General features: G+C 72.0%; 12 protein-coding genes. 8 read left to right on the top strand and 4 right to left on the bottom strand.

The genetic code is table 11. The features are described from left to right. Positions 1-4: 4 nt before the first annotated feature. Positions 5-1027 (top strand): NAD(P)-dependent alcohol dehydrogenase, encoded by a 1023-nt coding sequence (locus tag ACFYO5_RS10545; RefSeq protein ID WP_388706659.1) that lies wholly within the window; start codon positions 5-7, stop codon positions 1025-1027. Positions 1028-1314: 287 nt separating this feature from the next. Here ACFYO5_RS10545 and ACFYO5_RS10540 read toward each other — a convergent pair whose 3' ends face one another. Continuing rightward, entirely contained in the window at positions 1315-2043 is a 729-nt protein-coding gene (locus ACFYO5_RS10540; RefSeq protein WP_388706656.1) for an SDR family oxidoreductase, read from the bottom strand. A 74-nt stretch (positions 2044-2117) separates the two neighbouring features. Here ACFYO5_RS10540 and ACFYO5_RS10535 point away from each other — a divergent pair, with 74 nt between their 5' ends. The 6 genes from ACFYO5_RS10535 (at position 2118) to ACFYO5_RS10510 (ending at position 7898) form a co-directional block, all read left to right on the top strand. Next, the gene (locus tag ACFYO5_RS10535; RefSeq protein ID WP_388706653.1) at positions 2118-2495 is read left to right on the top strand and encodes a MerR family transcriptional regulator; all 378 of its coding nucleotides are present in this window, start codon (positions 2118-2120) and stop codon (positions 2493-2495) included. Positions 2496-2803: 308 nt separating this feature from the next. Further along, a complete protein-coding gene (locus ACFYO5_RS10530; protein ID WP_388706650.1) occupies positions 2804-4018 on the top strand; it encodes an NAD(P)/FAD-dependent oxidoreductase in 1215 nt (404 codons plus the stop codon). Positions 4019-4036: 18 nt separating this feature from the next. Then, complete coding sequence (locus ACFYO5_RS10525; RefSeq protein ID WP_388706647.1) at positions 4037-4999, top strand: sigma-70 family RNA polymerase sigma factor; 963 nt, start codon at positions 4037-4039, stop codon at positions 4997-4999. Between the two features lie 106 nt (positions 5000-5105). Then, on the top strand, positions 5106-5690 hold the full coding sequence (locus tag ACFYO5_RS10520) for a TetR/AcrR family transcriptional regulator (protein ID WP_388706644.1): 585 nt from the start codon (positions 5106-5108) through the stop codon (positions 5688-5690). Between the two features lie 78 nt (positions 5691-5768). Then, the gene (locus tag ACFYO5_RS10515) at positions 5769-7115 is read left to right on the top strand and encodes an MFS transporter (protein WP_388706641.1); all 1347 of its coding nucleotides are present in this window, start codon (positions 5769-5771) and stop codon (positions 7113-7115) included. Positions 7116-7139: 24 nt separating this feature from the next. After that, positions 7140-7898 (top strand): SDR family NAD(P)-dependent oxidoreductase, encoded by a 759-nt coding sequence (locus ACFYO5_RS10510; RefSeq protein WP_388706638.1) that lies wholly within the window; start codon positions 7140-7142, stop codon positions 7896-7898. Positions 7899-8174: 276 nt separating this feature from the next. Here the strand turns inward: ACFYO5_RS10510 and ACFYO5_RS10505 are convergent, their stop codons facing one another. Both ACFYO5_RS10505 and ACFYO5_RS10500 read right to left on the bottom strand, forming a co-directional pair. Next, positions 8175-9050 carry a hypothetical protein gene (locus ACFYO5_RS10505; protein WP_388706635.1) on the bottom strand — a complete coding sequence of 292 codons (876 nt, stop codon included), beginning with the start codon at positions 9048-9050 and terminating at the stop codon, positions 8175-8177. Positions 9051-9682: 632 nt separating this feature from the next. After that, a complete protein-coding gene (locus tag ACFYO5_RS10500) occupies positions 9683-10471 on the bottom strand; it encodes an MBL fold metallo-hydrolase (RefSeq protein WP_388706632.1) in 789 nt (262 codons plus the stop codon). Between the two features lie 110 nt (positions 10472-10581). Here ACFYO5_RS10500 and ACFYO5_RS10495 point away from each other — a divergent pair, with 110 nt between their 5' ends. Then, on the top strand, positions 10582-11190 hold the full coding sequence (locus ACFYO5_RS10495; protein ID WP_388706630.1) for an ABATE domain-containing protein: 609 nt from the start codon (positions 10582-10584) through the stop codon (positions 11188-11190). 704 nt (positions 11191-11894) lie between these two features. Here ACFYO5_RS10495 and ACFYO5_RS10490 read toward each other — a convergent pair. After that, positions 11895-13019: an XdhC family protein gene (locus ACFYO5_RS10490; protein ID WP_388706627.1), complete on the bottom strand. Its 1125-nt coding sequence runs from the start codon at positions 13017-13019 to the stop codon at positions 11895-11897. Between the last annotated feature and the right edge of the window lie 115 nt (positions 13020-13134).

The following is a 13134-nucleotide window of genomic DNA, read 5'->3' as shown; positions in this document are numbered from 1 at the left end:
GACGATGAGCGAGCCGATCGCGACCACCAGTGGGACCAAGACGATGGCGGCCGTCCTGCAGGAGCGTTACGGCGCCGAGCCGGAGGCCGTACTGCGCACGGCGCGGCTGCCCAGGCCGAGCGTCGGGCCGGCCGAGGTGCTGGTCCGTGTGCGCGCCTCCAGCGTGGACCGGGGCACCTGGCACCTGATGGCCGGTCTGCCGTACGCGATCCGGCCCGTGAGCGGACTGCGCAGACCCAAGCTCTCCAATCCCGGCCGCAACATCGCCGGGGTCGTCGAGGCGGTCGGACCCGGAGTGACAGGGTTCGCGGCGGGCGACGAGGTCTACGGCACGGCAGCGGCGGCGTTCGCCGAATACGCCGCCACCCGTGCCGACAGGATCGCTCCCAAACCGGCCGGCCTCACCTTCGAGGAGGCGGCGACGGTACCGGTCAGCGCGCTCACCGCACTCCAGGCGGTTCGCGACCGGGGCGAGGTGAAGGAAGGCCAACAGGTCCTGATCACGGGAGCCGCCGGCGGCGTGGGCACCTTCGCCGTCCAACTCGCCCACACCTTCGGCGCCCGGGTCACGGCCGTGGCGAGCACCCCCAAAGTCAACGCCGTGAGGGCGCTGGGCGCCGACGACGTGATCGACTACACCCGCGAGGACTTCCTTGCCGGCCCGCGACGCTACGACGCCATCATCGACATCGCGGGCAACCGCGGTCTGAGGGATCTGCGCCGCGCCCTCACGCCCCGCGGCAGGCTGGTCATCACCGGCGGCGAGACCAACGGCCCCTGGCTCGGCGGCACCGACCGGCAGCTCCGCGCCCAGATGCTGTCCCCGTTCACCGGCCAACATCTGGGCACCTTCATCGCCTCGGAGCACGCCGACGGGCTGCGCGACCTGACCGTTCTCATCGACGCGGGCACGCTGCGCCCTGTCGTGGACCGCGTCTACCCGCTCGCCGAGACCGCCACAGCCGTCCGACACCTTCTCGCCGGCCGTGCCACGGGCAAGGTGGCGCTCGCCCTGCCCGCGGAGTGACGGTGCAGGCCCACGTCGGCAAGGTGGCCCTCCACCAGCAACTCCCGGACATCACCAGGTCCGGCGACCGACCGCCCCGCCGCACCCGGCAGTGGCAGGACGGCCACCCTCGGCACTGAGCGCGGAACGGCCAACTGAAGCCCTCGGTCCCCGACACCCGGCCCGCGCCCGCGACTGCCACGACCGCCGACGCGAGGCCACAACACGAAGATCCACGACTGCGGATGAGTACCGATCGACTCAGCTCGGAAGCAACCGACCGAAGTCAGTGCGGCCCGAGGGATCCCTCATGCCGCCGTCAGCGCCGCCAGGGCGCGGTCCATCGCGTCGTTGAATTCCTCCGGCGTCAGCGGCAGCCGGGACTTGACGTCCCGACTCCACTGGTCGGCGAGGACCTCGGCGGAGCCCGCCTCGACACCGTCGAGCGCCGCGTCGGCCAGGTCCAACGGCGCGATCTTGGCCACGGGCCAGCCCGCGGCCATGTCGGTGTCGGCAAGGCCGAGGTGCACCGCTGTCACGAGCGTGCCCTGCTCGGCGAGTTCCAGGCGCACGCCGTTGGTCATGGCCCAGGCGGCGGCCTTGGTCAGGTGGTAGGCGTTGGCGCCCTTGCCTCCGAACCACGACATGGCGGAGAGGACGTTGACGACCGCGCCCCCGCCGTTCCCGGCGAGCGTCGGCGCGAACTCCCGGATCATTCCCAGGTGGCCGAACATGTTGGTCTCCAGCTCCTGCCGCACCGCGTCCAGCGAACCGGTCACCAGGTCGGTCCCCGTACTGATTCCCGCGTTGTTGATGAGCAGCGAGACGTCCGGGGCGGCCTCGGCCGCGGCCCTCACGGATGCGGGATCGGCGATGTCGAGGGGCAGCACGTCCACCCCGGGCAGGTCCACACTCTCGGGTCGACGAGCCGTCGCGTAGACCTTGCGGGCGCCCCGTTCGAGCAGGCGCTGGGCGAAGGCGCGGCCCAGGCCGCGGTTGGCCCCGGTGACGAGGGCGACTGAGTTGTTGATGTCCATGCCCGGTACGCTAAAACCTGACGCTAACGTCAGAGGCAAGTGCTGGTCATCAGGGCCGGGGAAAAGGAATCACCATGACCGTCACCGATGCCGCGACCGAGCGGCCGATCCGCATCGGCGAGGTGGCGCGGGGTGCCGGCGTCTCGGTACGCGCCGTGCGCTACTACGAGCAGCAGGGGCTGCTCAGCGCGGAGCGCAGCCCATCCGGCCAGCGCCTCTACCGGCAGGACGCCGTCCCCCGGATCCGTTTCTTCCAGCAGATGTTCGCCGCCGGCCTGACCAGCCGAAGGATCACGGAACTCCTGCCGTGCTGGGACCTCGGACACACCGACGCGGAGCAACGATCCATGCTGCGCGCCGAGCGGGACCGCATCCAGGCCAAGATCGACGACTTGCGGGTCGCCGTGGAACGCCTCGACGAGGTCATCGCGATCACGGACACGCACCCGTAGGCGCGGTCGGTCGGACGCCGTACCAGCGATCCACGGCCGGAGTACCGGGGGCCGTCCTCAAACGGATCCTGCCCCGAGCAGCAAGGTCGCCAACCAGGGTCTCGTGGTCGACCGTTGACCACTTCCTCAGCCGCACACCGGAATGAGACGGCCCGCGCCCGGCCCGCGTCTGCGCCGCCTCGACGTCGCGGGTATCCCCGGGCGACACCCCGTCCTCTATGTGACCGACGCCACATGCCGTTCCTGTCAGCAATCGGCGCGCTGTCCCGCTCAAGTCGCGAAGGCAAGCGAAAAGACAGGAGCGACACATGAAGCACCGCATCGTCGTCCTCGGTGCCGGCTATGCCGGGGCCTACGTGGCCGGGACCCTGGCCCGTCGGCTGTCCCCGCAGGACACCGCGATCACCGTGGTCAACGCCGAGCCGGACTTCGTGCAGCGGCTGCGACTGCATCAGCTCGCGGCCGGCCAGGCGATCGAGGCTCCGCAGCTCACCGACGTCTTCGCGGGTACGGGGATACGGCTGCGCGTGGCCCGTGTCACCGCCGTCGACCCCGAGCGCCAGGTCGTCGCCGTGGCCGACGCCGACCGCGGCGATGAACTCGGCTACGACACGCTTGTCTACGCGCTCGGCAGCCGCGTCACCGCCCACGGCGTCCCCGGCGTGACCGAGCACGCCTTCGACGTCGCCGGCCGGCCCTCCGCCCTGCGCCTACGCATGCGCCTGGACAGCCTGAGCGGGCGGGACGAAGGCGGGAGTGTGCTGGTCATCGGCGACGGGCTGACCGGCATCGAGACTGCCACCGAGATCGCCGAATCCAGGCGCGGCCTGTCGGTGACCCTGGTCGCCCGCGGAGAGCTGGGCACCCACCTCTCCGCCGGCGCCCGTAGCCACCTGCGCCAGGCCTGCGACCGGCTGGGCGTCACCGTCCTGGAGCACACCGAGGCCGAAGCCGTCGAAGCAACGCGGGTGCTGTGCGCCGACGGCACCGCACTGGCGTCCGACGCCACCGTGTGGACGGCCGGGTTCGAGGTCAGCCCCATCGCCGCCGCCGGCGGGCTGGAGGTCACCGAGAACGGCCGGATCGTCGTCGATCGCACCATGCGGTCGGTCTCGCACCCGAACGTCTACGCCGTCGGCGACAGCGCCTACGCCGTCGGCGACAACGGCCGACCTCTGCCGATGTCCTGCGCCTCGGCCGGATACACCGGCATGCAGGCCACGGCCGCGATCGTGGGACGCCTGACCGGCCGCGAGATCGCGAACACCAAGCTTGAGTACCTGGGCAACCACATCAGCCTGGGTCGGCGGGACGGGATCCTGCAGATGGTCGATGACGAAGGGCAGGCGAAGCCGAAGTACATGGGCGGCCGGAAGGCCGCGCGGATCAAGGCGGGCATCCTCAAGATGTCGCTGTGGGCCAACTCCCACCCGACCTTCGGCCTGCCCAAGCGCAAGCACCGCCTGGCCGCCGCACCGGATGCGTCAGCCGAGAAGGCGTACCCCGTGAAGAAGATCGCGTAGCTGCCTAGGGTGGTCCGCGTGGACAGCACCGCCACTGATCGCTTCGACACCGGCCGGTTCCTGGCCAGCCGCAACCGGCTGGCCTCGCTGGCGTACCGGCTGCTGGGCTCCGCCACCGACGCCGAAGACGCCGTACAGGACGCGTTCCTGCACTGGCAGGCAGCCGACCGGCAGCAGATCAAGGTGCCGGAAGCCTGGTTGACCAAGGTCGTCACCAACCTGTGCCTCGACCGGCTCCGCTCCGCACAGGCCCGCCGCGAACGCACCGCCGGCGCCTGGCTGCCCGAACCGCTCCTCGACGGCGACCCGATGCTCGGTCCGGCCGACACGTTCGCGCAGCGTGAATCGGTCTCCCTGGCCATGCTGACCCTCATGGAGCGCCTGTCACCCGTCGAGCGGGCCGTCTACCTGCTGCGCGAAGCGTTCTCCTACAGCCACACCGAGATCGCCGACATCCTCGACATCACCGAGTCCGCGAGCCAGCAGCACCTCCACCGGGCCCGGCACCGCATCACCACCACGCGCCGCCGCGGCGGCGCCGAAGTCGACCCGACATCGGCCCGAGGCATCGTCGAGGAGTTCCTCGCCGCTGCCACCTCGGGCCGTATCGAACGGCTGGTGGCACTGCTCACCGACGACGCGATCGCGATCGCCGACTCCAACGGCGCCGGCCCGGCCAAGACGCTGCTGCGGTACGACACTCCCGAGCGCATCGCCGCCATCGCACGAGCCGGTTTCAAGCCCACACCCGCGAAACGGCGACTCGTCGGCGGCACGCCCGCCGTCCACTACGCGCTCGTCAACGGCGCCCCCGCCATCCTCTTCGTACTCGGCGACCAGGTCGTAGGCACCGTGACGTTCGACGTCACCGACGGCAGGATCGCAACCGTGCGCGGCATCGCCGCCCCCACCCGCCTCGTCCGCCTCACCGAAGCCTGGCGGCAGCACGGGCCGGACATCCCACTCATCACCCAGTGGTGACCCGACGCCGACCGACCGCGGGCAGGCGCACTGCCCAAGCCCAACCCGCCGACCACGGCACCCAGTTACTTGACCGAACGATCCAGATTGACCTAGGGTCTGCGGCGTGGCCAGGACCAAGGAGTTCGATCCGGACGCCGCGCTGCGATCGGCCCTTGAGCTGTTCTGGCGGCGCGGCTACGAAGCGACGTCGGTGACGGACCTCGTCGAGCACCTCGGCATCGGCCGCGCCAGCCTGTACGCGACCTTCGGCAGCAAGCACGAGCTGTATCTCAAGGCCATGGACCGGTACGCCGAGATGTGCGACCCGCCTCTCCTCGCGGAGTTGTCCCAGCCGGGCCCCGCACTGCCTGCGGTGCGGGCGGTGGTGCGCCGCTTCGCCGCGGAGGCCGCCTCCCCGGCAGGACGCCTGAACGGCTGCTTCATCACCAACACCGCGGCCGAGCTGGCCCCGCACGACCCCGCGGCGGCCCGCCGGGTCGAGATCAGCTGGGAGCACATCGAAACCCTGCTGCACTCCGCGCTCGTACGGGCGCAGGCCCGGGGCGAGCTTCCCGAGGACCGCGATCCGCGCGCGGTGGCCCGCATGCTGCTCGTCCTGCTGCAAGGGATACGGGTCGTCGGCAAGGTGTCCGACGATCCCGCCCGGGTGCGGGACGCGGCCGAGCAGGCGTTGGCCCTGCTGGACTGAATCCACTCACCGGAGCCATCGGGCTCCCTTCCGCGCGCCCAAATAATGAACCGATCGGTCAAATATCAGGGGGGACACATGACCGCTACAGGCGCTGCCCGCGTCTTAGCCAAGCGGCACCGATGGGCCCCCGTCCTCCTCGGCAGCGTCCAGACCACGCTGATCTTCACGCTCGCCGCACTCGCCGTACCGCTGCCCCGCATCGGACGCGAACTCGACCTGGAACGCGCCGACCTGATCCTGCTCAGCGCCGCCTACGGACTGACCTTCGCCGGACTGGTGCTCTTCGGCGGACGTCTCGCCGACCGTTACGGCGGGCGGCGCGCCCTCACCGCGGGCCTTGTCCTCTTCGCCGCCGCCTCGGCCGCCGCCCCGCTCGCCCCCGGCATCGTGGCACTGCTCGCGGCGCGCTTCGCACAGGGAGCGGGCGCGGCCCTCGTCGCGCCCGCCGCCATGGCCGTGCTGCGCGCCGTCTTCCCCTCCCCCACCGACTACGGCAGGGCGATGGCCACCTGGGGCGGACTCTCGGTCCTCGGCGCGACCGCGGGCAATCTGCTCTCCGGCGTCATCTCGGCGCTTCTCTCGTGGCGTTGGACCTTCGCCGTACCGCTCGTGGTGGCGGTCGCAGCTCTCGCCCTCACGCCCAGGCTGCTGCCGGACACCGCGCCGAACCGGCACAGGAGACTCGACCTGCCGGGCGCGCTGCTCGCCACCGTCGGGATCACCCTCGCCAGTTACGGGCTCGTCGTCACCGAGGCCCGCCCCTGGTCGTCGGCCGGCGTGCTCGTGCCGCTGCTCGGTGGGACCGCGCTGTTCGCCACGTTCTGGTACGCCGAGCAGCTCGCCCGCGATCCGCTGCTGCCGCCCCGCTTCCTTCTCGACCGGCGGCGGGCTCTCGCCCTCACGGCCATCGCGCTGAGCGCCTGCGGAACCGCGATGACCTTCGTGGTGCTCTCACTCCACCTCCAGCAGGCGCGCGACTGGTCGCAGTTGCGGACGTCGGCCGCCTTCCTGCCGTTCGCCGTCGCGCTCATCGCCTCGGGCCGGGCGGCAGGACCGTTCATCGGCCGGTACGGGGCCCGAGCCGTCACGGCCGCCGGGCTGGGCACGGGCGCGGCCGGACTCGTCCTCCTCGCGTTCACCGGGCTCGATGCGCACACCTGGTACGCGTATGGGCTGCTGCCCGGCCTCGTGCTTCTGCCGGCCGGCACCGCGGCCTCCTTCGCGGGAGCCGCCGTGCTCGCCACCGCAGGCATACCTGAGCAGCAGACCGGGCTTGCGGGTGGCGTGCTGAACACCGCGATGGAATTCGGCCCGACCGTTCTCCTCGCCGTCCTGCTCACGCTCGGCAGCGACGCGTGGTCCCTGGCCGCGACGGGGGCCGCTCTCGCCGTCGTCGGTCTCCTGCATCACCGCACCAAGTAATCCCTCACTCAAGGAGTCACCGTGATGAACCGCTTCACCGGCAAGACCGTCCTCGTCACCGGCGCGGGCTCCGGCCTCGGCCGCGCGATCGCGCGCGCCTTCGCCGCCGAGGACGCATCCGTGGTCGTCGCGGGGCGCACCGCGGCCTCCCTGGACGAGACGGTCGGTCTCATCCAGGCAGCCGGTGGAACGGCCGTCGCCGTCACCGCCGACGTCACCGACTCCGGTCGGCTCCAGAACCTCGTACGCGAGAGCGTCGCCCGCTTCGGTGGACTGGACATCGCGGTCAACAACGCCGGGATACTCCGCGGCACCGTACCCGTCGGCGAGGTGAGCGAGGAGGACTGGGACGCGGTGCTGCGGACCAACGTCACCGGCGTCTGGCTGGCCATGAAACACCAGATCGCGCACATGAAGGAGAACGGCGGCGGCACCATCGTCAACGTCTCCTCCAACCTGGGCGCACACCTGCGGATCCCGAATGCCGCCGCGTACATCACCTCCAAGGCGGCGGTCTCCGCGCTGACCCGCGCCGCCGCTCTCGACCACATCCACCAGGGCATCCGCATCAACGCGGTCAGCCCGGGCGCCTCCGCCGCTCCCATGTCGCTGCGGCCCGGCGAGACCGACGCCGACCGTGCCGAGCGGATGAGGACCGAGAACCCGCTCGGCCGGGTCGCGGAGGCCGAGGAAGTGGCGGCCGCGGTGCTCTACCTCGCCTCGCCCGCGGCCGGCGCCGTAGTAGGCACCGACCTGGTCGTCGACAGCGGAGCCTCGGCCTGACGGCTCGCAGGCGTCGGACAGCCCGAGAGCGATGCAGGAATCCCGAAGTCGCGTCACCCGACCGCCGAGCCTCAGATACAGGAAGAGGCCCCTGGTCACCGGCCCGCACCACCCGCCCCCGAGCGGCCGAAACACGGCCGAGCGTACGGTCACGTCACCGTCGGCACGCAGGGGATTTCGGGCGGGCGCCGACGGGTTTCGCCACCACGCAGGCGACGCCATCCCCCCGCTCGTGGAGGGCGGTCTCCGATCCGGGGCAGGACCGGCCCGACCGCGTCAGCGGGACTCCGTCGCATCGTCCTCGGCCGGACCGGGGGCCGCCGGGCCGTCGGCGGCCCGGCCGGCGGCTCGTTCCGCGCGGAGTTCCTCGGCGACCTCGTAGGCCCGGCCCGGGTCGTAGACGGTGACCGAAGTGCCAGGGCTGTACATCGCGGCGGCCCGGGGCGTGTACCCATAGGTTTCTACGCCGCGCCGGGCGGCTATGCCGTCGACCTCGCCGACGGGTACCCGCCACAGCTCGGCGGTGCGGGACGGGGTCCACCACTCGTCCGGACGCAGGAAGTCGCGCTTGACCTCCGTCTGACGCTCCACCCCCACCTGGACGCCGACGAGTTGCTCGGTCAACCAGCCGGTCAGCGCCTGTGCGTCGACCCGAGAGAGCGGTGCGGATGTCGCCGGTTCGCACTCCACCGTCTCGCTGCCGGTGTGCAACACCACCTTGATCGATTGTCGCTGCCCCAGACTGAGCCGCTCGACGACGACGACTCGCCGCAGATCAGTCATCGCCATGGTCGACGAACGCAGAAAGCGCGCGATCACGACCTGGGCCGGAGTTCCGAGGGGGCGGAACTCGACCCACCGCACCGTCATGGAGACCGCGGCGTACACCATGGCCGCGGCGAGCAGGATCACTGCGCCGACCGTGAGCACCAGGAGGACCCAGAAACCGCCCCAGAAGAACGAGTTGCCCGAGACCACGGCGGCCACCAGAGCGGCCAGCAGAAAAGGGGCTGCGATCATCGGCGGGACCAGGACGCTGCCGCCGAGCGCGACGGCCAGCTCGCGGGCCCGGCTGGGCACGAACACCAGCCGCCATCCGGCTGTCACGGGTGCCACAACGTCCGCCAGCGGGCCGGGATGCCGAGTTTCCATGGCTCAAAGGTAGGACCCCGCAAAGGAGTTCGTAAGGCCACCGCGAGCGAGCCGTACCTTCTCGAGGACGTGCATCGCAGGCGACAGCGCGTCGGCCTGCCAGGCAGGTGCAGAGGTCGGCCACGGCTTGGGGGCCCGGGAGGCCGCGAGCCGACCGTGGAAGTCGACGTGCCCGCACCGTCGGGTCGCTCGCGGTCGTCCATGACCGGGACGCTTCTCCAGCCGCAGCGCGGTCACGGCAGCGCGAACACCCGCGGCCCCCGACCGGTGAGGACACCGGGCGGGGGCCGCGACAGAAGGGGGCGTGGTCGTGGAGGGCGGTCGCCTACGCGGCGAAAGGCTCTGCAGGGCTTCAGCCGAACGATCGTCCCTGCAGGCTATGGGTGAGGCCCGGGGACACTGTCCCCTCCACGACCACACCTCCTACAACCCACCCACCCCGGCAGACATTCCCCACCGGGCCGAGGGCAGGCCGCGGGCCCCCGGACCGGCTCCGGGGACACAGGACACGGCCCCCACCATCCACCTTCCGCACCTGGGCCGATGCATCACGCTCTGCGCGCGGCCTGCGGCCCGGAGCGCGGCCACGACCGCCGGACAGAAGGTCCCCCTCACCGGACGGCGGTTCGGAGTCAGGCGCGCTGCGTCCAGTCCTGGTCCAGGCGGTCGGCCAGGCCGGCGGCGGTGAAGGCGGCTTCCAGCTCGTCGCGGCCCTCGGTGAAGTGGGCCCAGCTGTCGTGGTGGACCGGGACGACACGGCGGGCGCCGAGGATCCGGGTGGCCTCGGCGGCCTGGGCGCTGTCCAGGACGATCGGGTTGCCGTCGAAGAGCATGGGGAAGCGGGGTGCGCCGGCGAACAGGACGGCGGTGTCCACCGGGGCGTAGCGCTCGGCGATCTCCCGAACCGCGTCGAGGGAGGCGTTGTCGCCGCTGACGTAGACCGTCGGCAGGCTCTCACCGGTCAGGACGAAGCCGACGACCTGGCCGGCGACGGGCTCGACCTTCTCGCGCGGGCCGGGGCCGTGGATGGCGGGAACACCGGTGACGGTGACGGTGCCGCCGCCGGGGCGCTCCAGCTCGACCGTCTCCCAGTCCGCCAGGCCCTTGGCCTTTTCCCCGAGGCGCTCGCCGCCGTCGGGCGTGGTCAGGGTGAGGGGGACGTCGGCGAGCAGGGCCCGGCCGGAGGTGTCGAGGTTGTCGGCGTGCTCGTCATGAGAGAGGAGGACCACGTCGACGGGGCCGAGGTCGGCGGGGGTGGCGGTGGACGGGGCGGTCTTGGTCAGAGTGGGGCCGGGCGTGGGGTAGTCGCCGGGACCGTCGAAGGTCGGATCGGTCAGGAAGCGCAGGCCGCCGTACTCGAACAGAGCGGTAGGGCCACCGAACGTGCGGACCGGGAACCGGTCGGCGTTGGGCTGGGACATCACATCTCCGCTTCTCACGAAAAACAGCTTCTCACGAAAACCATCTGTATTTAACGTGAGGCCAGGCTAGGCGGGCATCACGGATAATTGCAAGCGCTACCATGAGAGGCATGGGCGACACCGTGGCCACCGACACAGCGCAGACCGCTCTGCCCCCCGCCCCGGGTGCCGACCGGTACCGTTCCCTGGACTTCGCCGACACCGCGGCGACCCTGCCCGCCGGTCAGAGTTACGACCTGCTTGCCACACCGGAATCCGCCATGCGCTGGCTCGCCGCCCACGACCTGACCGCCCCGGACGTGCGGTTGTACGAGGTGTGCGCACAGCGGATGCGCACGCTGCGTGCCCACGTACGCGCCCTGTTCGCCGCCCGCGTCGACGCGACCGCCCCGCCCGAGGAATCCCTGCGCGCGGTGAACGAGGCGCTCACGGCCGTGCCCACCGCACCCCTCCTCGCCTGGGACGGGGCCCAGGGGCTGCGCCGCGTCCAGGCACACCCCACCGACCGGGCCGTCAACCACGCGCTGGCGACCCTCGCCGCCGACGCCGCCGACCTGCTCACCGGTCCCGACGCCGGCATCCTCGCCGCCTGTGGCTCGGCACCCTGCGACCGCTTCCTCCTGCGCACCCACGGTCGGCGCCACTGGTGCTCCACCCGCTGCGGCGACCGCGCCCGTGCCGCCCGCGCCTACGCCCGGCGCGGCGGCACCTCGGGCTGACGCCACACGCGGGGCCCTCCCGCTTGCGGACGTCCGGTGGCCACAGCCTGTTTCCCAGGCTCCGGAGCGGAATGCCGGTGCCGCAGGCCGGCCCGATCGCTCCTCCCGCACGCCGGCCGGGGGTCTGTACACGGGTTGGAGATCCAGCTCCGGGGACGCTTCCGGCCCGTGCAGAGTGATCCGTATGGTCCCCGCGGAAGATCTCGCCGTTGCCCCGGCGTACCCCGGGGCTGCGCGCCGCGGACCAGCCGGCCTCCGGCCAGGGGCTCAGCGACGACGCGAGGAAGAACGGCGACTCACCCAGCGGCCTATCTTCCGCGATCAGCAGGAGGCAGCCCGTCCTCGGCTGCGCCCCCTGCTCCGTGAAGCCATGAGCGCGGAGTGACGAGCGACTGGGGCGACCTGCTGCGTCGCCCTCAGGAGCCGGGACTCGACCTGGAGGGCGACGAGGGTCTCCTCGAAGCGGGGACCCCGGAGACGCACCTGGCCGTCAGCCGCTACGACCTGCCCTCGGCGCACGCCTGGACCGGCAAGGACCGTACGCCGCCGGTGCCATGGCACCGGCGGGTCGGCGCCGACGACGAGAACCGGCCCCCGGCGAGGGCGCCGCGCGTTGACCAGTCCGGTGATCGGGAGGGCGTCGAGGAAGGCGAGGTCGGCCGGCAGCCGACGTCAGGTGAACGATCGCGGAGTTCATGGGAGGCCTACCGGTGCCCTCTCGACGGCTGGTGGATCGGGCCGGTGATCCGGGTCAGGGGCCGGCCCGTGCCCTGGTTGGCCTGGGCGATGATCTCCGCGGTGATCGAGACGGCCGTCTCCTCGGGTGTGCGGGCTCCGAGATCGAGGCCGATCGGGGAACGCAGCCGGGCCAACCGGTCTTCCCCGACACCCGCCTCGCGCAGGAGGCGCAGGCGCTTGTCATGGGTGCGCCGTGAGCCCATGGCGCCCACGTAGGCGACGGGCAGGTCGAGTGCCAGCCGGAGGAGGGGGATGTCGAACTTGGCGTCGTGCGTGAGGACGCATACGGCGGTGCGCTCGTCCACGCCGGTGTTCTCCAGATAGCGGTGGGGCCAGTCGACGACCACTTCGTGCGCGTGCGGGAAGCGCGTGGGGGTGGCGAAGACGGGGCGGGCGTCGCAGACGGTGACGTGGTAGCCGAGGAAGCGGCCGGCCCGGCTCAGGGCGGCGGCGAAGTCGACGGCGCCGAAGACCAGCAGGCGCGGCGGGTCCGCCTGGACGTGGACGAGGACGGACAGCCGGTCGGGGCATCCGTCTCCCTCCCCGCCGATGTCGACGCGGGCGGTGCGGCCGGTCCGCAGCAGGGCCCTGGCCCGGTCGGCGATCACCCGGTCCGCCGGGCCGTCGTCCACGCGCCCGTGGGTGGCGCGGTCACCGCCGAGCACGCTGAGCGTGGAGCCGAGGAGGTGCTCCGGGCCGTCCACGACCTGCGCCACGGCGGCCGGTCGCCCTTGTGTGATCTCGGAGAGGGCCGTCGCCAGGTGTGGCTGGGCTGCGGAATCGATGCGCTGGACGAGGACGTCGAGTTCGCCGCCACAGGTCAGGCCGACGGCGAAGGCGTCGTCGTCGGAGTAGCCGAACCGGGTCCGCTGCGGAGCGCCCCCGTCACGGAGCACCTGTCGGCTCAGTTCATGGACCGCGCCCTCGACGCAGCCGCCGGAGACGCTGCCGACCGCGGTGCCGTCCTCGTCGACCGCGACCGACGTACCGGCCGGCAGGGGTGCGCTGCCGGTGACGTCGACGACGGTCGCCAGGGCGAAGGGGCGTGCTTCGCGGCACCATCGGTGCAGTGTGTCCGCGATGTTGAGCATGGCAGTTCTCCACGGCGGGACCAGGATCGGAGGGTGAGCGGGCCGCCGCCGCGACGCCGGGAAAAGCGTCATGCGGCGGCGGCCCTGGGAGGTCCGGCGGCCGGACGGGACGCGT

Source organism: Streptomyces sp. NPDC006259, assembly GCF_042870975.1.
Lineage (GTDB): Bacteria > Actinomycetota > Actinomycetes > Streptomycetales > Streptomycetaceae > Streptomyces.
Note: the sequence above shows the minus strand (reverse complement) of the source record. Positions and strands in the feature narration are given on the sequence as shown.